This is a genomic window from Leucobacter sp. WKLB1, assembly GCF_059696215.1.
The window spans coordinates 3,199,841-3,220,201 of sequence record NZ_AP046115.1 but is presented as its reverse complement, the minus strand read 5'-3'; the positions used below and the strand labels follow the sequence as shown (position 1 = coordinate 3,220,201).

Sequence of the window (20,361 nt, the reverse complement as noted above, 5' to 3'; positions counted from 1 at the left end):
GCGCACCGGTTTCGCTCGAGTGCAGGCCTGAGGCGCTGGTGCGCTCGAAGAAGAAGGGTGCGTTCGATGCGCTGCGCGGAGTGCGAGGTGCCGGGTGCGCTGCGGGCTGCGCTCAGGCGGCGCCGCCCACCGCACTGCGGAGTGACGTTGCGATCGGTGTGAGGTCAAGCTTCTGCACACTTCGCGGCCGGTGAGCGTCTTCGAACCCCGTTGAGATCCAATCGACGAGCGCGGCCTCCTCGCCGCCGTCCGCGACGCGCTCGACGGTGGAACGCCCGATCACGATCTTCACCGTCAGGCGCGAGTCACGTGAGAAGTACTTCATCGATGAGTGTGTTGAGCTCGGTGAGGTGCCGGTCTCGGCAGCCCCCGACGCGTAGTCGGTCAGGCTTCCGCTGATCCACACCGCAATTTCGCAGGTCTCAACCCCCAGCACCTCGAGTGACGCGAGCGCCTCCTTGCCGCGTTGTCGCAACTGCACCAGCGACGCGTGGAACCGACCTGCTTCGGGGCCGCCCATTCGGCCACTGAGTGACATCTCCATGCAATTCAGGCTAGCGTCGCGGTGTCGTCACAGCGACGCCGAACGAACGCTCAGAGCGGCACGTTCAGATTGACCGCCCAGTCGCGGATCGCCTGTCGCTCGGCCGCGTCGCAGACGTATCCGTAACCGAGGCTCTCTGACCCGTTGCTCAACGACCACTGTTCGTAATAGGTGAGCGCGTAGCAGTCGGCCATGACTTCTTTGCTGCCTTGGAAGAGGCCCTGCGCGAGCAGATCGTTGTAGGCGCCCGAGTAGTCTTCGGCGCCCTGATCGTCAGCCCGTTGATACACGTGCGCGAGTTCGTGGGTGACGAGCATCAGGTTCATCCACTCGCTGCCGACCTCGGCCTCCGGCAGCAGATGCACCGTGAGCGGTTGGGCTGCGAGCACGCAGCCGATGTTCTCCGTGCCCGGCCTCGGTTCGGTTACGCAGGCCGTTGCGGCGTCGTACTGCACGTCGATGAAACCGTTGCCCGCCGCATCGACGACGCCCTCCGTCAGCGATCCCGATGCATTTGAGCGGCGCGCTTCGGCAGCTGACACGCTCTGTTCGAGTTCTGCGCGAAACGCAGCGGCCCGCTCTGCGATGGGCTTCGCCTCATAAATGCCGATCGTCGGGTCGGCGGCACGCTTCTCGTCGAGCCTGAACGTGCGCAGGTCGGCGACGAGCGGTGCGACGGGGTTGCCCTCCAGCTGGGCGGCGAGCTCGATGATTCGCGGCCGGTCTGCTTCGAATCGGGAGATCTGCGCGTCGACCTCCGGGTCCGAGGCCGGCGGCGCAGCTTGCGGGGTGTCGGGCGCAGCACTCTGAGACGGGAGGGGCTGCGAAACGTCGCGAGTATCGGGCGCCGACACCGTTGCTCCGAGGCCGAGCGCGGCAATAATCGCGATGATCGCGATTACGGCGACGACCAGGCACCCGCAGCCGGCGAACCACCATCCTGCGCCGCTGCGTCGTCGGGGCGCGGGAGGCGACTGCGGCCACGAGGGTGCGCGCACCGGGATTGCCGTGCCCGCCGTGCCTGCCGCCCTCACCGGCGATGCCGGCTGCGTCGGCACGTACGCGAATGCTGACGGATTCACGGCGCGCATCCACTGGATCAGTTCGGGGTACGCGTTGGAGTTCGCGGCGATCTCGGCGTGCAGATCCCACCGCCGCGCGGCGATGTCGGCCAGCACGCGCGGGGGTACGCCGCGCGCGTTCGCCGCGTACCGGTCAGCGTCTTGCGGCGTGTTCACGATTCGTCGCTCCGGTGTGTTGCATCCACCCCCTGAGCGTATTCGGTCGACCGCCCGGGTTCGGCACGACGATCCGAACCCACCGTATGTGTCTGCGCGCACACGCGGCCGCTACCCTGGCGTGAACCGTGAGGGAGGGGCACGATGCCGAATCGAACGACACGTCGGAGACGCGGCGGAGGTCTGAGGGTCGTGACCGGCGCCATGGTCGTCGGAGCGATGCTGCTGACCTCAGGGTGCACGGTCATTGCGGGGCAGCAGGCCCGAACTGTCGCGGAAGCGAAGCTCGCGCAGACCATCGCCAAGACGCAAGAGGCCGTGTGGGATCACCGAGACGCGCTCGCCGCAGACGTCGACGGTGCGGTCGACGCGATACTCGAGAACGACTTCATGCCGATCACCGACGCGCGACGTGCCGCCAACGGAGAGGTGATCGAGGTCAGCTCGGGACGGGCAGCACTGCTGAACGTCGAGGCATCGTCCCAGAGTTCGGTGCTCACATTCGCGGTCGTTGATTCCGCCACGGCCGGCGACTACCTGACGTCGACAACTCGCACCGAAGGCCTGTGCTTCGCGCTGCGCATTCCCGTCGATGAGGCGGTTCTCCTCACGGAAGACGCTGCCTGCCCGTCAGGCGGCGAGTTGCGCCTCTCCGGTGACGCAGGCGAAGGTCGACCGGCCGACCTCGTCGCGCTCGCTCGGCTGGATGTGCGCACGACCGTCTTTGCGTCCGATTTCCGGCCGCCGCCGTGCCAGTGTTCCAGCGGGAGTCCCTGCGAGTGCCCTGGCGGTTGAAGGTCGTTGGGCAGTCGTGTCAGCATGAACGCCATGACCGAACTCCGTGATGCCCGAGATGCTGATGCCGGACAGATGGCCGAGGTGCAGAACGCGATCTACCGCGCCGGCCTGCGTGCCGCACCGGTGACCGAAGCACTGATCTTCGAGCGCTACCTCGCGCCCGAGTACACGGTCGCGTGCACGGTGGCCGAGCAAGACGGCCGCGTCGTGGGGTTTCAATCGCTGAAGCGCGCGTGGCCGGGCAACCCCTACGACGTGGCCGAGGGGTGGGGGATCATCGGCACCCACATCAGCCCAGATGCCGGGCGAAGTGGACTCGGGCGGCGCCTGTTCGCCGTGTCGCTGAGCGCCGCGCGAGAAGCCGGGCTCACTGCAATCGACGCCAGCATCGGCGCGAGCAACGCGGCCGGGTTGGCGTACTACCGCGCTCTGGGTTTCGTGCCCTACCGCGAACGCGGCGGCACCTTGCCGCATCGCTTCGATGTGTAGGCGAGCGTCATACGCTGGCTATCCCGCAGTGTGCTCCTGCCCGGAACGCACAAGCGGTACCCGCATGATGAACGTCGTGCCCGTCCCCTCTCTCGACTCCGGGCCAGTGGTCACCTCCAGCGTGCCGTCGTGAGCGGCAACGATTGCAGCTGCGATCGACAGACCGAGCCCGGAACCGCCCGAGCTCCGATTCCGGGAGGCGTCGCCACGGGCGAACCGATCGAACAGTCGAGGGAGTAGCGCCGCGTCGATCCCCGGCCCGGTATCTGACACGGTGAGCACCGCGTCATCCGACGCTTCGGCGATGGAGACGGTGACACGGGTGCCCGGCGGCGTGTGCGCCGCGGCATTGCCGAGCAAGTTGATCACGACCTGACGAAGTCGATACGGGTCGCCCGACACCTCCACCGAGTCGTCGACGTCGATCACCCATTCGTGGTCGGGTGCGGTGACGTGCGCGTCGGTTACGGACTCGATGGCAATCAGAGCGAGGTCGACCGGTTCGAAGCGCAGCGGTTGGCCGGAGTCCAGGCGGGCGAGCAACAGCAGATCGTCGACCAGAGCACCCATGCGGTCGGCCTCTGACGCGATGCGCCCGAGCGACCGTTCCAGTACCTCCGACTGCGTCGCACCCTCATCCGATTGCGCGAGTTGGGCGTACCCCCGAATCGAGGCCAGCGGGGTGCGGAGCTCATGGCTGGCGTCCGCGACGAAAGCTCGGAGCCGATCCTCACTCTGCTGACGAGACGTGAGTGCGTTCTCGACGTGGTTCAACAGCGTATCGAGCGCGACGCCGACGCGGCCAACCTCGGTTCCAGGGTCCTCGGTGAGAGCGGCGCGCTCAGGGAGCGCCACCGCTCCGGCGGCGAGCGTCCGCTGCGAGACCCGCTCCGCGGTGTTGGCTACGCGCCGCAGGGGGCGCAGCGAGCGGGTCACGAGCCACCCGATGCCCGCGCCCGCGAGAGCCAGCGCGATTGCGGTGACCACGCCGAGAATCACCGTCAGCGACGACAGCGTGGCTCCGAGATCGTTGAGGGAGAGACCGGACACCGCGGTGCCGGAGGTCGTCGTCGCGGAGGCGATGCGGAAACTGCCGAGCGCGCCACCGAGGTCGACCGTCACCGGCGTCGCGGATGCACCGAGCACTGAGTGAATCACGTCGAGTTGTGTCTCGGTCAGCGTGACCGTGGTGCCGTCGGAGCGGACGTAGGCCGAGCGCGTGACAGCGCCCGCGCTGTCGAATTCGACCTCGAGCGTGTTGATGCGTTGCCGCGGACCCGCATCGCTCGGCGCGGTATCGGAGAGCTCTGGGGCGTCCGTCGGGCCCGCGTCGGTGGATCCGTCTGAGGCCACGCGATCCGGCCCCGCCACAATGCCCACCCCGACGAGCACCTCGGCGTCGAGTCGTTCCATCAGGGAGGTGCGCAGGGTGACGACGGTCGCGATACCCGAGCAGAGCATGGCGGCAAGTACGAGCAGGATGGTGCCGGTCACGAGTCGGCGGCGCAGCGTCCAACGCCGAGGCCCGGGCCCCGCGGTCATGCGACGACCGGTTTGATGGTGTACCCTACGCCCCGCACCGTATGGATGAGTGCCGGCCCGAGCGCGTCGATCTTCTTGCGCAAATACGAGATGTAGATCTCGACGACGCCCGACTTGCCACCGAAGTCGTAGCTCCACACGTGCTCGAGAATCTGCGCGCGCGTCAGCACCTGGCGGGGATGCTGCATCAGATAGCGCAGCAGTTCGAACTCTTTGGCGGTGAGCTTGATGGGGGTGCCGCCGCGGGCGACTTCGTAGCTGCGGTCGTCGAGAGTGAGGTCTCCGACGGTGAGCGCGGTCTCGCTCGCGCTGGAGCCGACATACCGGCGGGCCATCCCGCGGGCGCGGGCGACCACTTCCTGCAGATTGAACGGTTTCGTGACGTAGTCGTCGCCACCGGCAGTGATCGCCGCGATGCGGTCGTCGACCGCGTCCTTCGCCGTGAGAAACAGCACCGGGACGTCGTTGCCCGCGCCCCGGAGACGCTGCAGCACCTCGAGGCCGTCGAGGGCCGGCATCATGACGTCCAGCACCACGATGTCGGGCGCGTGCTCGCGGATGGCGTTGAGCGCTTCCTGTCCGTTCGAAGCGGTGACGACGGCCCAGCCCTCCGCGGAGAAGGCCATCGCGAGCAATTCAGTGAGGTTGGTCTCGTCATCCACGACTACGGCGCGCACGGGAGAACCGTCGGGTCGTGTCAGGCGCTGAGGAGGCTGCGAAGTCATGGCTCCAGTTTCGCCCACCGCCCGCCTGCGAGGAAACGCTTCGGACACATCCATATCAACCGCTTGTTCGCCTCTTATCAAGCGTGAATGTTTCTCGACTTTTCTGGAGAGCAGATCACCACACTGAAGGAGTCATCATGACGCACACCAAGATTCGCAAGCGCACCCTGGGGGCTGCCGGCCTGCTGCTCGTCTCGGGCCTGCTGCTCACCGGCTGCGCGGTCGGCGCAGAGAGCACCACGGGAACGAGCACGTCGAGTACGTCGAGCTCGTCGTCGAGTTCGAGTTCGACGGCGGTGGAGACTGCGGCGTCGACGAGCGGCACCGATGCGACCACGACGAGTGGCACGATCGCCGACACGACCGCAGCGGTCGAGGCATTCCTCGCGACCCTGTCGGATGAGCAGCGCGAGACCGTGCTCTACGATTTCGACGACGAGACGAAGACCACCTCGTGGTCGAACTTCCCGGTCACCTTCGTGCAGCGCGCCGGCCTGAACCTCAACGATCTCACTGAGGAGCAGCAGGCGGCCGCGCTGAACGTGCTGCAGGCGCTGCTCAGCGACGAGGCGTACGAGACCGTGTCGGGCATCATGGGCGGCGACGAATACCTGCTCGAGAACTCGAGCAGCACCGAAACCTCTCTCGGGCAGTACTACATCGCGCTCTTCGGCGACGCGTCGACCGATGACGCCTACGAAGTGCAGTTCGGTGGGCACCACCTCGGGATCAATGCGACGCTCGACACCGCCGCGAATGAGATCACCTTCGCGCCCACGCACCTCGGAGTGCAGCCGGCCGTCTACACCACCGAAGACGGCACAGAAGTGCAGCCCTTCGATGGGATCTACACCGATGCGTTCGCGTTCTTCGACAGCCTGACCGATGAGCAGCCGGCCACGCTGACCTCCGGTGACGTCACCATGTGCGCTCCGGGCGACACGTGCGATTTCACGACCGGGAGCGGGTTGACCGGGGCGGATCTCACCGACGAGCAGCGCGAGCTGCTGCTCGACCTCATCGCTAACTGGTCGGAGATGGCCGATGCGGAGAGCGCGGCCACGACGCGAGCCGAGATCGAAGCAACGCTTGACGACACGGTGATCGCCTGGTCAGGCGAAACGACCTACGACATGAGCATCGGCGACGGCATTTCGTTCTCGATCTCCGGCCCGAACGTGTACGTCGCCTTCCAAGCTCAGGGCGGGTCTGCGGGAGCCGATGTCGAGGGTGTCTCGACGTCGGGCTGGGGTCACGTCCACACGATCTACCGCGACCCGACGAACGACTATGAGAACAGCGTGACGCAGCAGGCCGCGACCGGGATGTCGGGTGGTGCCGGCGGCGGAATGCCCGGCGGTGACGGAGAGATGCCGTCCGGTACTCCGGGTGCCGCTCAGGAGGAATCGACTGCGGCTGCCGAGTAGGGGAGTGCGACCTGGGGATGGCGCAGGATGCGCCGTCCCCAGGTTGCTTCTGAGACGAATGTGGCCGACTTGCGCGGCCGCGAGTCGGCCCCGGATCACAGCTCCAGCGTCATGAACACACTGTGGGGGTCGGGGGCGTACGCGCCGAACGGCCCGCACGTCACGAAGCCCGCGGCCGCGTAGAGCCTCCGGGCCGGCGCGAAGAACTCCATGCTGCCCGTTTCGAGCGACAGCCGTTCGACCCCGCGCGCCTGAGCATCAGCGATCAGGTAGGCGAGCATCGCCGACGCAATGCCCTCGCCGCGCACTGCGGGATCGGTGCGCATGCTCTTGAGTTCTTCGTGATCAGTTGAAATCGCACTGAGTGCTCCGGTTGCGACGAGCACCCCGGCACGGTGGCCGACCCACAGCTGCACGCCCAGGGCGCCGAGCGACGAAAGGTCGAGCGCATGCCGGCTCTCCGGCGGTGCCGTCGGCGCCAGGTCCGCGAGGTGCGCGTTCAGAAACGCGTGCAGCTGCGGGTCGGTCAAGTCCGCGCGGGAGATCTGGAGAGCCATCGGGCTATCTTCCCCGACGCGGATGTCGCGGGTGTAACGCGCCTACCCGCGGGGTGTCGCCGCGGGTAGGCCGATCCGCCCCCTTACTTCTTTTTCGGCGTGCGGTTCTCTGCGCTGACCATCCACGAGAGCTGCTCAAGGCGCTCGAGTACGGCGTGCAAGATGTCGGCGCTCGTCGGATCCTCATCATCGACCTCGTCGTGCACGTCTCGGCACGTGCCGATCGTGGCCTCGAGCCGCTCCGTCATCAGGTCGATGACCTCCTTCGTGGCGATCTCGCCCTGCGGGAACTCGGGGAGGCTCGTGGTCTCGGCGACGCTGTCGCTGCGGCCATCGGGTAGAGCGTGCAGGGCGCGCATGCGCTCGGCGACGGTGTCCGAGAACTCGCGCGCCGCGTCGATGATCTCGTCGAGCTGCAGGTGAGTGTCGCGGAAGTTCTGGCCGACAACGTTCCAGTGCGCCTGCTTGCCCTGAAGCGACAGCTCGATCAGGTCGACGAGCACCTTCTGCAGGTTGTCGCTGAGCTGCTGCGACGCCTGGAACCCATTCTCGGCGTTTTGTTCGTCGGTCAGGCCGGCGCCTGATCCTCCCCGTGCTGCGCGGCGCTGATTGCGGGGTGCGGTGCTGGTTGCCATGACAGTGTCCTCTCGTCGGTGAACACCTTTGACGCTAGGCGCGTGCAGCGGAATCTGCAGTGGGGTTGATCAGGGGCGAGAGGGTTGGTACGGGCGCGAGTTCCGCGGCGCGGCGCTACCTACCTCGTGAGTCCGAGGGCGTCGATGAGTGTCGCCACCTGCGTGCGCTGCGTGCGGGTGAGCCCCTGAATGGGCAGCGGCAGCGAGCTCTGCTGCGCGAGCCCCAGGTGTTCGGCGATCGCGGCGGTGACGCGGTAGCTGCCGCCGAACTCCGCGAACGCACTCCACAGCGGTTCGAGCGCGTCGGACGCGCGCTGGGCCGCAGCGAAGTCGCCGTCGACGGCGGGTTGGGAGATGCTGAGTGCGGCTTCGGGCAGCGTGCCGCCGATCACCGAGTACCAGGCGTCGCAGCCGGCCGCGAAGCCCTGCGCGGCGAAGCGGTCGCCCGAGACGCCGATGCTGATGTGCTCCGGAACCTCGGCCCGGATTTGCGCGATCAGCGCGCGGGCATCGTCGGGGTCGGTCGGTACGCCCGGGATCTTGATCGACGCGACGCCGGGCAGCTTCGCGAGGCGCGCGTAGAGCTCGTGCGAGAACTGGAAGTGTGTGGTGCCCGGGTTGTCGTAAACGATGACGGGCAGCTCGGTGTGCGTGCTCACGGTGCGGAAGAGCTCGTACACGTCGTCTTCGGTGAGCGGCTGATACGACATCGGTGCGAGCAGCAGCCCGCTCGCGCCCGCCGCCTCGGCCCGCTCGATGTGGTCGAGCACGTGTGAGGTGCGCAGTGCGCCGACACCGACGAACACCGGGATCGATCCCGCATTCTCGACCGCGATGCGCACCGCGATCGCGCGCTTTTCGGGGGTGAGATACGCGTACGATCCGGTCGAGCCGAGCACGGTGATCGAGTCGACACGGGCCGCCACGAGTCGGCGAATCAAGTTCGTGAACGCCGACTCGTCGATGCGGTCGTCATGGAGCGGGGTCAGGGGGAAAGCGCTCAGTCCGGTGATCATGCGTCGCATATGGCCAACCTAATGCACTGCCTGGTCAGGAAGCAGGTTGTGCCGGCTCGCTGCGATGCAGCGCTCTGCACCGCACCGAGCGCACCGGTTTCTCTCGAATGCATGCCCACTACATGAGTGCGCTCGAGCGAAACCGGTGCGCTCGGCGCGCTCGCGCGAAAAGGGTGCGCTCGGTGCGGGCCTCGCCCGCTCGGAACCCCAGCCGATACCCTGGGCCCGTGGAATCCGAGCAGATGGAACACCTCAGCGCGACGCCTCAGGCCCTGCTTGTGCCGGTGCCCGCGGACGCACCGCATCACTTCTCAACAGCCACCGTCGTCATGGGTACTCGCCATCTCGTCACCTCGTGGGTCGAGGGGCGATCCGCGTATCGCATCGGCGTGCTCGACCTCAGCACGGGCGAGTGGCGTGTGGTGCGCGGGGTGCGCGGAACACTGCGCGACGCACTCGAGCTCGATCACGACCGAGCCCTGCTGCTCACCGAGTTTGCCATCGCCGAGATCGACCTGGAGGCCGCGGAGATTCGGCGCCAGCTCACCTCCGGGTTCGGCAAGCAACAGACCTATCTTGAGCGTGCAGCAGACGACGCGGTCGCGGTCGGCAGCACCAGCGCCACGATGGAGACCCTCGTGTCGCTCAGCTCCCTGTCGCCGCTGCGCCGTCGCCGCCGAGCGCGAACCTTGGTGCAGACGAGTGGTGCGTTGCGGGTGCTGACATCGGACGAGCACCGCGTCGTGGAGGCGACCGAGCGCCGAGCATCTGCCCCGCAGCACGTGCTGGTGCGGGCGGCAGGCGATGAGACGGAGATCGCACGCATCGACTCGCCGCTCGGCGTGCAGTCGGCCCACTTGGTCGGTGGCGGCGTGATCGCGGCCGCACCGGACCTGGGGCAGGCGCGCGCGCTCATCGCCCTCCCCGGTGTCGGTGATCGCGCGGCTGGTGATCCGGCACTGCCGCTCGATGAGTTGGTGGATCGCGCGAACGAGTCGACGCACCGCCTGCTGCAGGCTCGCGCCCGCACGTCACCGCCGCGCATCGTGCTTCGCGATTATCGACTGCGGCCCGGTGACACGCTCGTCGATATCACCACGCGGCGCATCACTTTGACCAACTGTGTCGCTGAGCTCGCCGAAACCGCGCACGAGCGCCCTCGGATCGCTCGGGTGCACGTCACGGACCTCGAACTGCAGTCGAGCTCCGTGAGCGGCGCCGTGCTCGAAGACGTCACGATCGACGGGCTGCGCAGCCCCGAGGGTTCGGGGTTTGTCTTCGGGTGCGAATTGCACCGCGTCACCCTGAAGGGCCGCATGCACGGGCTGATTCTGAACCCGACGCTCAGCCATCTCGACCCCGTGATCACCGAGCGATATGCGCAGTGGCAGCGAGATCGATTGCAGGACCCGGAGTGGATGCTCGACCTCACCGAAGCGACCGGCAACATCACGATTCGGGGATATCCGTCACGCTTCATTCGCCGCAATCCCGAGCGACAGGTGGTCGTGACCGCGGCAACGGCGCGCAGCGCCGACTGGCGCTCGATCGACACCGGGCGATCGTCGCTCCATGTCGAACTCGACCAACTCGAGCAGTCGGATTGGGAAGACGTCGTGCTCGTCGCCGACACGCACGGGGCGCACGCCGCTGACGACCGCCGTTATCTGCAACGGCTCCGCGATGCGGGTATTGCGGGGCGAGATTGAGGGCTGAGGATCGTCGGTAATCGTCGACCTACCGCAGAATCCCCTGCCGTCGTGCTGCCGAGACGGCCGCGGTGCGTGAGGTGACACCGAGCTTTGCGAAGATGTGCGACAGATGCGATTTCACCGTCGTCTCGCTGATGAACAGCCGGGCGGCGATCGCGGTGTTGGCGTGACCCGCTGCGACAAGCTCGAGCACCTCGATCTCCCGGCTGCTCAAACTGATCTGCGGTGCTCGCATGCGGTCGAGCAAACGTGAGGCGATGACCGGGGCGAGCGCGCTCTCTCCGGCTGCGGCCGCGCGAACTGCGGCAACGAGTTCGTGCGGTGGTGCGTCTTTCAGCAGGTAGCCGCTTGCGCCGGCCTCGACGGCGCCGAGAATGTCGGAGTCCGAGTCGTAGTTCGTGAGCACGAGCACGTAGGGTGGCGCCTCGAGCGCGCGGATGCGCCGTGTCGCGTCTGCACCCGTCGAGCGGATCGCCGACCCGAACTGCAGATCCATGAGCACCACATCGGGGTTGGTGCGTGCAGCCAGGTCGACGGCGTCGTCAGGGGAAGCGGCTTCGCCGACGATCTCGAGATCGGTTTCGAGGCCGAACAGTGCAACCAGGCCGGCGCGCACGATCGGATGGTCGTCGGCGATGAGGAGTCGAATCATGCGGCGCTCGGAACATCGAGGTCGACGGTGAGCGTGGTGCCGCGACCGGGCGCAGCGTCGATCGTGAGCTCCCCGCCGAGTTGCTCGACCCGTTCTGCGGTGGCTCGCAGGCCGAACGAGTCGGATCTGCCGGATGCCTCGTCGTTCACCGCGGCCGGGTCGAACCCGATGCCGTCATCGGCAACGGTGCAGCGCAGATGATCACCCTCGAGAGTGATGGCGACGGTCGCCCGGGTCGCGCGTGCGTGCTGCAGCACATTCGCGATGGCTCCCTGAGCGATGCGCAGCAGCGCGGTTTGGAGGTGCATGGGAAGTGTCAGCGTGTCTGAGACGTGCACCCGAACTGCGAACCCTGGTGCGGACCATTGCGTCTGCGCGAGTCGGCGCAGGGCGGCGCCGAGGGTCTGATCTTCGAGTTGCGGCGGGGTCAGCTCCCGAACGAACCTGCGCGCTTCATCGAGGTTGGCCGCAGCGGACTCCCGAGCCAGCCGAATGTGCTCGATGCCGGGTCGATCTGCATCGGCGCGTTCAGCGGCGTGCAGCAGCATCTGGATGCTCGACAATCCCTGGGCGAGGGTGTCGTGGATCTCGCGGGCGAGACGCGCGCGTTCGGCGAGCACTCCCTGTTCGTGCTGGGTGACGGCGAGGAGACCCTGCGTGGCGATCAGTTGGCTGACCAGTGCCTCGCGTTGCGCGGCTTCTCGTGCGAGCGCTTGGTACCCGAGCCCGATGAGGAGCGCAACGCCAGCACCGACAAGCGGGCCGACAACCCCTCCGACGCTCCAACCGCTGTGCATGCCGAGTGCAACGATCGCGGTGATCGTCGAGACGAGGATCGCCGCAGCGCCTCGCCAGCGGCCGAGCATGTGGAGGTAGAGAAAGAAGAGTGGGAACACGAGATAGGCGGCATCGGGGGTGAGCCACAGGAGCACCGCCCACTCCGCACTCAGCGAAATCAACCAGACCAGCTGCAGCACGCGGTTCGACCGACCTCCGTGGGCCAAAGCCGCGCCGCACGCATAGGTCAGGCCGAGGAGCGCAGCGAGCGTGATCGCGATCGCACTCGTTGCACTCGGCGTGATTGCCAGACGAACGATGACCAGCAGGGTGAGCGCGGCGAACAGTGCGTGCAGGCCGGCGCGCAGACCCACGAACACCGGGGTCAACGCGGTACGGGTCATACCCTGCATGCTACGCGGCGGGGGGTTGGCGTGACATCGTTCGAAAGGATGATCAGCGGCTCCCCATTTTGGAGCGCGCAAACGGCCCGTGCAGCCGATGCCCGAAGCGTGTGGTAACGGGAGAGTGGAATGGTCGCCGCTTCCTGCGGCAGAGAAAGGACCATTCCATGTTCGTTGCACTGCGCGACCTGCGATTCGCGCGAGGGCGGTTCGTGCTCATCGGAGCCGTGGTCGCGCTCATCACCGTACTCGTCGGCTTCCTCAGCGGCCTCACGGGGGGATTGGCCACCCAGAACATCTCGGCGATCCTGTCGCTCCCCGCAGATCGCATCGTGTTTTCCGCACCTGCCGATGCATCGAGCGGCCCGAGCTTTTCCGACTCCGCGATCTCCGAAGAGCAGGCGTCGAGCTGGGCTGCCGAGCGCGGTGTGACCGAAGCCCGACCGATCGGCATCAGCCAGACCCGTGCGGAGGCCGGCGACGCTCGCACCGCGATTGCGCTCTTCGGCGTGGAGCCCGGTTTCGACCGCGCGGCTCCAGGGCAAGACGGCCGGGTGACGCTCTCAGCGCCTGCGGCGAAGGAGCTCGGTGCCGAGGTTGGCGACACGATCACCATCGCCGACACCGGCTTCACCGTTGACCAGATCACCGGCGACGACTGGTACAGCCACACCCCCGTCGTGCGGATGACGCTCAACGACTGGCGACACTATTCCGCAGCGACGGGTGCACCGAACGCGTACGCAACCGTGCTCGCCGTCTCGGGTGACCCCGATTGGGGGTCTGCGGACGCCGCGACCGAGACTGTCTCGGAGACGACGACCGGCTCGCTCATGGCCCTCAGCTCATTCCGTTCGGAGATCGGCTCGCTGCTGCTCATGGTCGTGATGCTCTTCGGTATTTCGGGGCTCGTCATCGGTGCATTCTTCACCGTCTGGACGATGCAACGGGCCGGTGACATCGCCGTGCTGAAAGCGCTTGGGGCGGCAACGTCGGCGCTGGTTCGCGACGCGCTCGGCCAGGCGCTGCTGGTGCTGCTGGTCGGTATCGGTGCCGGATCAGCCGTCGTACTTGCGCTCGGTGCCCTCGCTGGTTCGGCGCTGCCGTTCCTGATCAGCCCACTCACCACCGTGCTGCCGGGCGCGATCATGGTGATCCTGGGCCTCGCCGGTGCTGCATTCGCGCTCCGTTCCATTACGTCCGCTGATCCACTGACCGCACTCGGGAGCCACCGATGATTCGCCTCGACCACATCACCCTGACCTTCCCTGACGGCGATGCTCGCATCACTGCGGTCGACGATGTCTCACTCGTCGCCCAGCCGGGTACCGTCACCGGTATCACCGGCCCCAGTGGGTCGGGCAAATCGAGTCTGCTCGCCGTCGCGGCGGCATTGATACGACCCGACTCGGGGCAGGTCATCATCGGCGATCGTGAGGTCAGCGCACTGAGTGCCGCCGACGCGACCGCGGTGCGTCGCGAGCACCTCGGCATCGTGTTTCAGCAGTCCAACCTGATTCCGTCGCTCACCGCCCGCGAACAACTGACGGTGATGAACGAACTGGGCGAGCGGCATCATCGGCGCCACCGCGCGCGGGCCTCGGCTCGCGCCGACCTGCTGCTCGACGCGGTCGGCCTCGCCGATCACGGAGGGAAGCGGCCTCATCAGCTGTCAGGCGGACAGCGCCAACGCATCAACATCGCGCGCGCACTGATGAACGAGCCGTCGGCACTGCTCGTCGACGAACCCACGAGTGCGTTGGATCAGGAGCGCGGCGCCAGCATCATCGATCTCATTCTGCGGTTGACCGATGAGCTGAACACCGCGACGCTGCTCGTCACCCATGATGTGACGCACCTCCCGAGAATGCACGGTGCAGTGCGCATCGTGGACGGTCGCATTCGCGACGGGGCCGCACAAGCGCACTGATGCAATCGGACTGGATCAGTCGTGTATTCGCTCGCGCTGCATCTTGGGTGCGACGACGGGGTTGCGAAAGTCTCACACTATATAAATTGCTTCTGACCAGGCGTTTTCGTCGCGTGGCGATGGGTGGCCGGGTGGGGGCGCGAACTGCGGGAAATATTTATGAAGTTTTTTGTGACATTTTTCGAACTTGTGGTCTCTTATACATAGAACTCATTTCGAGCTCGGCCTCGCCAGAAGCGGGGCATACCCTCACACTGATCGGAGCACCTCATGACTGAGAGCCAGAAGCACACCGTCGATGCAACGCCCGCTGATGTTGCGGAGACCGTCGGAGCGCACCCCGGCGCAACGAACGCGCCCGGGGCCACGTCGCGTCAGCGCGTCGACCGTTCTACTCCGGCGTCACCCGCCGCAGCGCCGGGTGGCGCGGACGTCGACGGGAAGACGATCATCTCTGACGGTGTCATCGCGAAGGTTGCGGGTATTGCGGCACGCGAAGTGCCGGGAGTGCACGCCCTGGGCGGTGGAGGTGCCCGTGCGTTCGGCGCGATCCGCGACGCGGTCAACGCGACCGATCTCGGTCAGGGCGTGAAAGTCGAGGTTGGCGAGACGCAGGCCGCAGCCGACATTACGATCGTTGTCGCCTACCCGGCGCCGATCCATCAGGTCGCCGCGAACGTGCGCGCCGCGGTCGCCGGCGCCATCTCGCAGCTCGCCGGGCTCGAAGTGGTCGAGGTCAATGTCGAGGTGAACGATGTGCACGTGCCTGGCACTGACGACGAAGACGACGCCGAATCGCGGGTCGCGTAATGAGTGCCACTCTGACTGGCGCAGCCGTCGGTGCAGTGCTGGCCATCTCGGCACTCGTGTTCGGCTTCTGGGGCTTACTCCTCGTGGCACTGTTCATGGGGATCGGAGCCGTGGTCGGTCGCATCGTGACCGGCAAGCTCGACGTGCGCGACCTTGCCGGAGCGCTCTCGGGGCGGAAGACCTCGTAATGTCGGGCACTGACGGAGTCACGCGGGGTGAGGCGCGATCGGGCGTCACCCCGGAACAATCGGAGATCCCTGGTCGCATCACGGTTCGTGATGGCGTGTTGCAGAAACTTGCGACTCACGTGGTTGCGATCGCAGCGCACAGCAGTTCTCGAGATGTTCGTGTGAACGCCGTCGCATCCGTCGACGGCGTGGTCATCAACGCCCGCATCCCGCTGCCGGTTCCCTCGCTCGGTGATGCGGAGGCCATTCAGCGAAGTCCTACGGTCATGGAGCTCGCGCAGGCGGTGCAGCAGCAGGTCGTTACGACGGCAGAAGCATCATTCGGGCGCCCCGTGGCGCGGGTGAACCTCACAATCGATGGAGCTCGGGTTCCCCAGCAGAGGAGGGTGCGATGAAGTCCAACGCCTTGCGCCGCGTGGTGCGCCGGGAGACGCACTCACCGCGAACGGTCGCGATGGTGATCGCAGTGGTGATCCTGATTCTTGCGCTCGCGTATGCGGTACTCGAAACCGTACTGAGCCTTGCCGGCCAGCCGGCGCTGCTGCTCGGCCCGGCTGCCGCCTTCGGTTGGGTGGCCGGATTGCCCACCGAGCTCCCTGCGGGAGCGACGATTGCCGCCGGCATCTTCATCGCGCTGGTCGGACTCGTCTGCATCGTGCTGTCGGTTGCGCCGGGCCGCCTGTCGAAGCACGAACTGCAGTGGGGGGAGCGCCGGGCAGTCGTCGCCGACAACGGCGTGATCGCCGCGGCCGTTGCCCAACGGGTGAGCGACGAACTCTTCGTCGCTCGAGACCGCGTGCGTGTGGGGGTGGGCCACCGCCTCATCGACGTGACGGTCACGCCCGAGGCCGGGATCGAAATACCCAACGAGCGCGTGCGCGCAGTGATCGATACCGAACTCGAGGGCTACCGTTTGCATCCGACCCCGCGGGTGTCGGTGCACGTGTATCAGGGCCGGGAGGTTGCACCATGAATCAGACGAATCGATTCGTGAACCGCTTCGTGCTGTTCGTACTGGGAGCGGTGCTTCTTGCGATCGGCGCCCTGCTCATCTTCACCGCCAGCGCCCCTCCCGTCGCAGACGTGTGGTCGAGTATCGGCTCGGGGGCACAGGGATGGATCGCAGACACTTGGGATGCGACCGCGATTGCCGGCACCGGTCTCGCATGGATCGCTCTGGCGTTCGTCGTGGCGCTCGTGCTCGTGCTCGTGCTGCTCGTGATCCTCGTGACACGGACGATCCGAGGACGTCGACGTACGGCGCTCCAGGCCACGGCCGAGGAGAACACCGGGGGGCGCATCGTGATCACCGAGGGTTTCGCTGCTTCAGCGGTAAAACAGGCGGTGGATGCACACGATGAGGTGCTGTCGAGCCGGGTCACCGCCAGTGCGGTATCGGGTCGGCCCGTGCTCCATGTCGCCATTACACCGCGTCAGAACACGAGCCCGCGACAGGTTGCGCACATGGTCGACGAGCTCGTCGAAAACCTGGGCGCGCTGACCGGCGAACAGCTCGATGCATATGTATCCATTCATACCGGCCTGCGCGCGCGTCTCGCCCGAGACGAACGGCGCGTGCACTGACCCCTCACTCGTGCGCTTGCGAGTGAACATCCAGAAGAAAGGAAGTCCATCATGGGACTCGACGACAAGATCAAGAACGCTGCACAGGATCTCACCGGTAAGGCGAAAGAGGCGATCGGCAATGTGACCGATAACGACAAGCTCGCCGCCGAGGGGAAGGCCGACCAGGCGAAAGCTCAGGTGAAGCAGGCTGCGGAAGACGTCAAGGATAGCTTCACCAAGTAACCTCGCGCGACGGAGTGTCGAGTGCCCTGGCCGATCACGGCTCGGGCACTCGGTGTTTCACCGCCGAATTACTCGGGTGTCGTTACGCTGCGGCGTTGGCCGCACGGGCGGCGCGAACTCGGAACCAGAGGGCGAGTTCTTTCGCTGCACGACCCGTCGTGAACGCGTCTGGAGAGGCTTCGATGTCCGCGAACGAATCGCGGAACCCCTCGGGCAAAGGATCGGTGCTTTCAGCACTGACCTGGTAGCCCATGCTCCAATCGTCGAACTGCCGGTCGTTGACAAGCTCGTCGATGACCACGCGAACAGTCGTGTGCCGAGGGTCGCGCTCGATGCGCTCCATGAGCGCGTCGACCTCGGCCGGTGGCCCCTCAAGGAACTGAATAAACCGGTTGCTCTTGTAGAGCAGGATTCCCGTGATTCCGGCCGAATGGTTGTGTGCGCGGGCTGAAGTCAGCAGCGCTTCGAGGTCGTCGGGATAAAAACGCATCACGGCTTCGCTCGTGTAGACGAGGAACTTGAGCGTCTGCACTTCAGGTATGGCGGTGTTCACCCTCGGTTCGCCTCCTGGGCATCGTCGTGCTGGGGATCCTCGTCGACCGCGCGCAGGGCCGCGCTGAGCGTTTCGAACTCACCGATCACTTGCGAGAACATATCACTTGCGATGTACAGGCCGCTCGGCTCCTGGTCGACGTAGCCGAGAAACTCACCGTTTCGGCTTCCCACATAGAACCCGTCTTCGACCTTCGCCCACGTGGCAAAGGCCGTGGGTGGCAGGGCGATGCTCATCAGTAGAGCCCTTCTGCAGACCCGCGAGTGACATCACGCTGATGCCGAATGAACACACGGTGTTCAGGCCGCTCAGCAAGATTATCGGTGGAGAAATGCCCCCGCGAATGTACATTTCTTGTCACAAAATCGAATGCATACAGGAAGCGAAACGTTCAGGCCGTGCGCGCACATTTTCGCCTCGACACGCCTCACGCGGTGGCCGGCGACGTGGGCTTTCGCTCCAGAAGAAGTTCGTTCAGCTTGCCGTACTCCAGGCCTTCGGTGACAGATTCGTAGGTGCCCTGCAGCATCAGTTCACTCGCGGCGCGTTCTGCGACGGCGTAGACGGCTTGCGCGATGCCGGAACCAAGACTGATGCGCGCTACTCCGAGCCCCGCAAGCCTGGACACGGTGGGTGATCCGGCGCCCACCATCACGTTGACCGGCGCGTCGATGCCGTCGACGAGCTGGTGAATCACGCCAGGCTCTGTCACCCCGGGCACGAACACACCGTCGGCCCCGGCGTCGATGTATCGCGCGGCCCGCGACAGCGTTTCGGTGACGCGAGCTTTGGGTGAGACGAGGCCGGCGAGCACGACATCGATGCGCGCGTTGATAAAGAGCGGCACCTCTGCACGATCAGCTGCGTCTCTGGCGGCGCGCACGCGATCGGCGAAGGCGTTGGGCGAGAGCGTGCCGTCTTCGAGATTGATACCGACGGCTCCCGCCTCGAGCGCGGCTGCCACGGTCTCGCCGACCTCGGCAGCGGAGCCTCCGTACCCCAGCTCGAGGTCGGCGGTGACGGGAACGGACACCGCCGAGGTGATGCGACGGATTGCCGAGATGCTCTCGTCGCGCGTGAGCGCGTTGCCATCAGGTCGCCCGAGCGCCCACGCGATGCCGGCGCTCGTCGTCGCCACGGCCCGGGCCCCGGACGCCTCGACGATGCGTGCCGAGGCAGCATCCCAGGCGTTCGCGAGGAGCAAGGGAGCGTCAGGCGCGAAGTGGAGCGAGCGGAAGGTGTCGAATGCGGAAGTCGCTGAAGAGTGCATGCCATTCAGTCCACACCGATCGCGGTGCATACGCTGGCGGATTTCGGACGAGGCAGAGGCCGAACTTCAATTGAGTGCGCCGCGCATGCGTCGGAGCGCAACTCCTTGGCTCACGGCGAATGCGGCGACATCGATCGCGAGCACGATCGAGGCCAGGGCAAGTACCGTAGCGCCCGAGACCGCGCCCGTTGCCGCCAGTGCGAGACTTGCAGCGATATTCGCAATCAAGACGAACCGAGTGCTGGTGCGCATCGGCTGCTGCCGCGACGCCCAGCCCACGTAACCGCCCCACGCGAAGACGCCGACGCCGACAACCATGAGTACCGCGAGCGGCACCGCAACGCGGGTCACGGTGAGTGGTGCCGTGCCCGCGATGGCGATTCCGAGCACCATGCAGTAGATCGCGTCGATGCGTAGGCTGAGTCGGGCGGCATTGCGCGGCATTACGACGGCGCTCGCAGAAATCGACAAGGCGGGCGTACGGTGACCTCGTGCCTGAATCTGTGACCCTGCCGGCCCGCGCGCTCCCCGAAGAGTTCGCCCAGGTGCCGGCCCTCGACAACGCTGCTTGGTATGCACTGACCGGCCCGCACTCGTCGTTCGCCATCGGTGGCGACTTGGTGCGCCGGTACCCCGACGACGTCGCGCCATTCGTCGCGGTGCGCAGTTGGGATGACCCAGAGGTGTGGTCCGAGCTGCTGCGCGCCGTGGGGCCGGGGCAGGAGTTCGGTCTGAGCAATTTCGATCGGGATCTGCCGGACGGCTGGGATGCTCTGTTCCGGGGTGCGGGAGTGCAGCTGGTGCAGACCGACGCGTTGCAGGCCCGGCCCGATGCCGACGCGATCGAACTCGGTGCCGATGACGCGACCGACATGCTCGACATCGTCGCGCGCAACCAGCCCGGGCCCTTCCGGCCCCGCACCTACGAGCTCGGCCGCTACATCGGTATCCGTCGCGAGGGGCGACTCATCGCGATGGCGGGGGAGCGTCTGCACCCCGAAGGCTGGACGGAGATCAGCGCGGTCGCGGTCGACGCCGACCACCGCCGGCAGGGCCTTGCTTCTCGCCTCGTCTCAGACGTCGCCTTCCACATTCAGCAGCGCGGCGACCGAGCATTCATGCACGCCTCTGCCGAAAACACGGGAGCCATTGCCGCCTACATTCGGCTCGGGTTCGCGTTGCGTCGCGAGATCGGGTTCGCGTCGGTGCGCTCTCCGGGGTGAGCCGGGCCGCGCATCTCTGTCGCGAATGCGAGGCGACATCGTGAGTGTGAGCCGAAACGCCG

Annotated in this window: 26 protein-coding genes; 13 read left to right on the top strand and 13 right to left on the bottom strand. The window is 66.4% G+C overall.

Features of this window, described 5'->3' with window-relative positions:
• Positions 1-112 precede the first annotated feature (112 nt).
• Together ACZF5Y_RS14810 and ACZF5Y_RS14805 are read right to left on the bottom strand one after the other, a co-directional pair.
• On the bottom strand, positions 113-544 hold the full coding sequence (locus ACZF5Y_RS14810) for a hypothetical protein (protein WP_497533483.1): 432 nt from the start codon (positions 542-544) through the stop codon (positions 113-115).
• 50 nt (positions 545-594) lie between these two features.
• Positions 595-1,782 carry a variant leucine-rich repeat-containing protein gene (locus tag ACZF5Y_RS14805; RefSeq protein WP_497533482.1) on the bottom strand — a complete coding sequence of 396 codons (1,188 nt, stop codon included), beginning with the start codon at positions 1,780-1,782 and terminating at the stop codon, positions 595-597.
• Positions 1,783-1,974: 192 nt separating this feature from the next.
• Here ACZF5Y_RS14805 and ACZF5Y_RS14800 point away from each other — a divergent pair, with 192 nt between their 5' ends.
• Positions 1,975-2,577: a hypothetical protein gene (locus ACZF5Y_RS14800; RefSeq protein ID WP_497533481.1), complete on the top strand. Its 603-nt coding sequence runs from the start codon at positions 1,975-1,977 to the stop codon at positions 2,575-2,577.
• A gap of 33 nt (positions 2,578-2,610) precedes the next feature.
• The gene (locus ACZF5Y_RS14795; RefSeq protein ID WP_497533480.1) at positions 2,611-3,069 is read left to right on the top strand and encodes a GNAT family N-acetyltransferase; all 459 of its coding nucleotides are present in this window, start codon (positions 2,611-2,613) and stop codon (positions 3,067-3,069) included.
• Between the two features lie 18 nt (positions 3,070-3,087).
• On the opposite strand, the gene ACZF5Y_RS14790 is transcribed toward ACZF5Y_RS14795, so the two are convergent.
• Positions 3,088-4,611: a sensor histidine kinase gene (locus ACZF5Y_RS14790; protein ID WP_497533479.1), complete on the bottom strand. Its 1,524-nt coding sequence runs from the start codon at positions 4,609-4,611 to the stop codon at positions 3,088-3,090.
• Positions 4,608-5,336 (bottom strand): response regulator transcription factor, encoded by a 729-nt coding sequence (locus ACZF5Y_RS14785; protein ID WP_497533478.1) that lies wholly within the window; start codon positions 5,334-5,336, stop codon positions 4,608-4,610. Before ACZF5Y_RS14785 ends, ACZF5Y_RS14790 begins: the two co-directional genes overlap by 4 nt.
• A 137-nt stretch (positions 5,337-5,473) precedes the next feature.
• Between ACZF5Y_RS14785 and ACZF5Y_RS14780 the strand changes: the two genes are divergently transcribed.
• Entirely contained in the window at positions 5,474-6,763 is a 1,290-nt protein-coding gene (locus tag ACZF5Y_RS14780) for a DUF3500 domain-containing protein (RefSeq protein ID WP_497533477.1), read from the top strand.
• A 95-nt stretch (positions 6,764-6,858) separates the two neighbouring features.
• On the opposite strand, the gene ACZF5Y_RS14775 is transcribed toward ACZF5Y_RS14780, so the two are convergent.
• From ACZF5Y_RS14775 to ACZF5Y_RS14765, 3 genes are all read right to left on the bottom strand, one after another.
• Positions 6,859-7,320: a GNAT family N-acetyltransferase gene (locus ACZF5Y_RS14775; protein WP_497533476.1), complete on the bottom strand. Its 462-nt coding sequence runs from the start codon at positions 7,318-7,320 to the stop codon at positions 6,859-6,861.
• Between the two features lie 83 nt (positions 7,321-7,403).
• The gene (locus tag ACZF5Y_RS14770; RefSeq protein WP_497533475.1) at positions 7,404-7,955 is read right to left on the bottom strand and encodes a Dps family protein; all 552 of its coding nucleotides are present in this window, start codon (positions 7,953-7,955) and stop codon (positions 7,404-7,406) included.
• A gap of 119 nt (positions 7,956-8,074) precedes the next feature.
• Positions 8,075-8,971, bottom strand: a complete 897-nt coding sequence (locus ACZF5Y_RS14765) for a dihydrodipicolinate synthase family protein (protein WP_497535346.1) — start codon at positions 8,969-8,971, stop codon at positions 8,075-8,077.
• Between the two features lie 227 nt (positions 8,972-9,198).
• On the opposite strand from ACZF5Y_RS14765, the gene ACZF5Y_RS14760 reads away from it, so the two are divergent.
• Positions 9,199-10,680, top strand: coding sequence for a hypothetical protein (locus tag ACZF5Y_RS14760; protein WP_497533474.1), 1,482 nt, complete (start codon positions 9,199-9,201; stop codon positions 10,678-10,680).
• Positions 10,681-10,708: 28 nt separating this feature from the next.
• On the opposite strand, the gene ACZF5Y_RS14755 is transcribed toward ACZF5Y_RS14760, so the two are convergent.
• Both ACZF5Y_RS14755 and ACZF5Y_RS14750 read right to left on the bottom strand, forming a co-directional pair.
• Positions 10,709-11,335, bottom strand: a complete 627-nt coding sequence (locus ACZF5Y_RS14755) for a LuxR C-terminal-related transcriptional regulator (RefSeq protein WP_497533473.1) — start codon at positions 11,333-11,335, stop codon at positions 10,709-10,711.
• On the bottom strand, positions 11,332-12,516 hold the full coding sequence (locus ACZF5Y_RS14750) for a sensor histidine kinase (protein WP_497533472.1): 1,185 nt from the start codon (positions 12,514-12,516) through the stop codon (positions 11,332-11,334). The genes ACZF5Y_RS14755 and ACZF5Y_RS14750 overlap by 4 nt, the downstream gene beginning before the upstream one ends.
• 167 nt (positions 12,517-12,683) lie before the next feature.
• Between ACZF5Y_RS14750 and ACZF5Y_RS14745 the strand changes: the two genes are divergently transcribed.
• The 8 genes from ACZF5Y_RS14745 (at position 12,684) to ACZF5Y_RS14710 (ending at position 17,253) form a co-directional block, all read left to right on the top strand.
• Positions 12,684-13,754 carry an ABC transporter permease gene (locus tag ACZF5Y_RS14745; RefSeq protein WP_497533471.1) on the top strand — a complete coding sequence of 357 codons (1,071 nt, stop codon included), beginning with the start codon at positions 12,684-12,686 and terminating at the stop codon, positions 13,752-13,754.
• On the top strand, positions 13,751-14,446 hold the full coding sequence (locus ACZF5Y_RS14740) for an ABC transporter ATP-binding protein (protein ID WP_497533470.1): 696 nt from the start codon (positions 13,751-13,753) through the stop codon (positions 14,444-14,446). The genes ACZF5Y_RS14745 and ACZF5Y_RS14740 overlap by 4 nt, the downstream gene beginning before the upstream one ends.
• A gap of 270 nt (positions 14,447-14,716) precedes the next feature.
• A complete protein-coding gene (locus ACZF5Y_RS14735; RefSeq protein ID WP_497533469.1) occupies positions 14,717-15,256 on the top strand; it encodes an Asp23/Gls24 family envelope stress response protein in 540 nt (179 codons plus the stop codon).
• On the top strand, positions 15,256-15,444 hold the full coding sequence (locus tag ACZF5Y_RS14730; protein ID WP_497533468.1) for a DUF2273 domain-containing protein: 189 nt from the start codon (positions 15,256-15,258) through the stop codon (positions 15,442-15,444). The genes ACZF5Y_RS14735 and ACZF5Y_RS14730 overlap by 1 nt, the downstream gene beginning before the upstream one ends.
• Before the next feature lie 161 nt (positions 15,445-15,605).
• Positions 15,606-15,839, top strand: a complete 234-nt coding sequence (locus ACZF5Y_RS14725) for a hypothetical protein (protein ID WP_497533467.1) — start codon at positions 15,606-15,608, stop codon at positions 15,837-15,839.
• Positions 15,836-16,417 carry a DUF6286 domain-containing protein gene (locus ACZF5Y_RS14720; RefSeq protein ID WP_497533466.1) on the top strand — a complete coding sequence of 194 codons (582 nt, stop codon included), beginning with the start codon at positions 15,836-15,838 and terminating at the stop codon, positions 16,415-16,417. Before ACZF5Y_RS14725 ends, ACZF5Y_RS14720 begins: the two co-directional genes overlap by 4 nt.
• Positions 16,414-17,028, top strand: coding sequence for a hypothetical protein (locus tag ACZF5Y_RS14715; RefSeq protein WP_497533465.1), 615 nt, complete (start codon positions 16,414-16,416; stop codon positions 17,026-17,028). Before ACZF5Y_RS14720 ends, ACZF5Y_RS14715 begins: the two co-directional genes overlap by 4 nt.
• A 51-nt stretch (positions 17,029-17,079) precedes the next feature.
• Complete coding sequence (locus tag ACZF5Y_RS14710) at positions 17,080-17,253, top strand: CsbD family protein (RefSeq protein WP_497533464.1); 174 nt, start codon at positions 17,080-17,082, stop codon at positions 17,251-17,253.
• An 82-nt stretch (positions 17,254-17,335) separates the two neighbouring features.
• Here the strand turns inward: ACZF5Y_RS14710 and ACZF5Y_RS14705 are convergent, their stop codons facing one another.
• The 4 genes from ACZF5Y_RS14705 to ACZF5Y_RS14690 all read right to left on the bottom strand — a co-directional run bounded on the left by ACZF5Y_RS14705 (position 17,336) and on the right by ACZF5Y_RS14690 (position 19,547).
• A complete protein-coding gene (locus ACZF5Y_RS14705) occupies positions 17,336-17,806 on the bottom strand; it encodes a BLUF domain-containing protein (RefSeq protein WP_497533463.1) in 471 nt (156 codons plus the stop codon).
• Positions 17,803-18,042 carry a hypothetical protein gene (locus ACZF5Y_RS14700; protein ID WP_497533462.1) on the bottom strand — a complete coding sequence of 80 codons (240 nt, stop codon included), beginning with the start codon at positions 18,040-18,042 and terminating at the stop codon, positions 17,803-17,805. Before ACZF5Y_RS14700 ends, ACZF5Y_RS14705 begins: the two co-directional genes overlap by 4 nt.
• Positions 18,043-18,233: 191 nt before the next feature.
• Positions 18,234-19,076 carry an isocitrate lyase/PEP mutase family protein gene (locus ACZF5Y_RS14695; protein ID WP_497533461.1) on the bottom strand — a complete coding sequence of 281 codons (843 nt, stop codon included), beginning with the start codon at positions 19,074-19,076 and terminating at the stop codon, positions 18,234-18,236.
• A 66-nt stretch (positions 19,077-19,142) separates the two neighbouring features.
• Positions 19,143-19,547: a hypothetical protein gene (locus ACZF5Y_RS14690; RefSeq protein ID WP_497533460.1), complete on the bottom strand. Its 405-nt coding sequence runs from the start codon at positions 19,545-19,547 to the stop codon at positions 19,143-19,145.
• Between the two features lie 20 nt (positions 19,548-19,567).
• On the opposite strand from ACZF5Y_RS14690, the gene ACZF5Y_RS14685 reads away from it, so the two are divergent.
• Positions 19,568-20,299 carry a GNAT family N-acetyltransferase gene (locus ACZF5Y_RS14685; RefSeq protein ID WP_497533459.1) on the top strand — a complete coding sequence of 244 codons (732 nt, stop codon included), beginning with the start codon at positions 19,568-19,570 and terminating at the stop codon, positions 20,297-20,299.
• The last annotated feature ends 62 nt before the right edge of the window (positions 20,300-20,361 follow it).

What these genes read in the sequence shown, in the direction of transcription:
- ACZF5Y_RS14750 (WP_497533472.1), bottom strand. Translation starts at nt 12,516, where the DNA reads ATGACCCGTACCGCGTTGACCCCGGTGTTCGTGGGTCTGCGCGCCGGC.
- ACZF5Y_RS14695 (WP_497533461.1), bottom strand. Translation starts at nt 19,076, where the DNA reads ATGCACTCTTCAGCGACTTCCGCATTCGACACCTTCCGCTCGCTCCAC.
- ACZF5Y_RS14785 (WP_497533478.1), bottom strand. Translation starts at nt 5,336, where the DNA reads ATGACTTCGCAGCCTCCTCAGCGCCTGACACGACCCGACGGTTCTCCC.
- ACZF5Y_RS14735 (WP_497533469.1), top strand. Translation starts at nt 14,717, where the DNA reads ATGACTGAGAGCCAGAAGCACACCGTCGATGCAACGCCCGCTGATGTT.
- ACZF5Y_RS14810 (WP_497533483.1), bottom strand. Translation starts at nt 544, where the DNA reads ATGGAGATGTCACTCAGTGGCCGAATGGGCGGCCCCGAAGCAGGTCGG.
- ACZF5Y_RS14730 (WP_497533468.1), top strand. Translation starts at nt 15,256, where the DNA reads ATGAGTGCCACTCTGACTGGCGCAGCCGTCGGTGCAGTGCTGGCCATC.
- ACZF5Y_RS14715 (WP_497533465.1), top strand. Translation starts at nt 16,414, where the DNA reads ATGAATCAGACGAATCGATTCGTGAACCGCTTCGTGCTGTTCGTACTG.
- ACZF5Y_RS14790 (WP_497533479.1), bottom strand. Translation starts at nt 4,611, where the DNA reads ATGACCGCGGGGCCCGGGCCTCGGCGTTGGACGCTGCGCCGCCGACTC.
- ACZF5Y_RS14755 (WP_497533473.1), bottom strand. Translation starts at nt 11,335, where the DNA reads ATGATTCGACTCCTCATCGCCGACGACCATCCGATCGTGCGCGCCGGC.
- ACZF5Y_RS14740 (WP_497533470.1), top strand. Translation starts at nt 13,751, where the DNA reads ATGATTCGCCTCGACCACATCACCCTGACCTTCCCTGACGGCGATGCT.
- ACZF5Y_RS14745 (WP_497533471.1), top strand. Translation starts at nt 12,684, where the DNA reads ATGTTCGTTGCACTGCGCGACCTGCGATTCGCGCGAGGGCGGTTCGTG.
- ACZF5Y_RS14795 (WP_497533480.1), top strand. Translation starts at nt 2,611, where the DNA reads ATGACCGAACTCCGTGATGCCCGAGATGCTGATGCCGGACAGATGGCC.
- ACZF5Y_RS14720 (WP_497533466.1), top strand. Translation starts at nt 15,836, where the DNA reads ATGAAGTCCAACGCCTTGCGCCGCGTGGTGCGCCGGGAGACGCACTCA.
- ACZF5Y_RS14700 (WP_497533462.1), bottom strand. Translation starts at nt 18,042, where the DNA reads ATGAGCATCGCCCTGCCACCCACGGCCTTTGCCACGTGGGCGAAGGTC.
- ACZF5Y_RS14770 (WP_497533475.1), bottom strand. Translation starts at nt 7,955, where the DNA reads ATGGCAACCAGCACCGCACCCCGCAATCAGCGCCGCGCAGCACGGGGA.
- ACZF5Y_RS14710 (WP_497533464.1), top strand. Translation starts at nt 17,080, where the DNA reads ATGGGACTCGACGACAAGATCAAGAACGCTGCACAGGATCTCACCGGT.
- ACZF5Y_RS14780 (WP_497533477.1), top strand. Translation starts at nt 5,474, where the DNA reads ATGACGCACACCAAGATTCGCAAGCGCACCCTGGGGGCTGCCGGCCTG.
- ACZF5Y_RS14765 (WP_497535346.1), bottom strand. Translation starts at nt 8,971, where the DNA reads ATGATCACCGGACTGAGCGCTTTCCCCCTGACCCCGCTCCATGACGAC.
- ACZF5Y_RS14775 (WP_497533476.1), bottom strand. Translation starts at nt 7,320, where the DNA reads ATGGCTCTCCAGATCTCCCGCGCGGACTTGACCGACCCGCAGCTGCAC.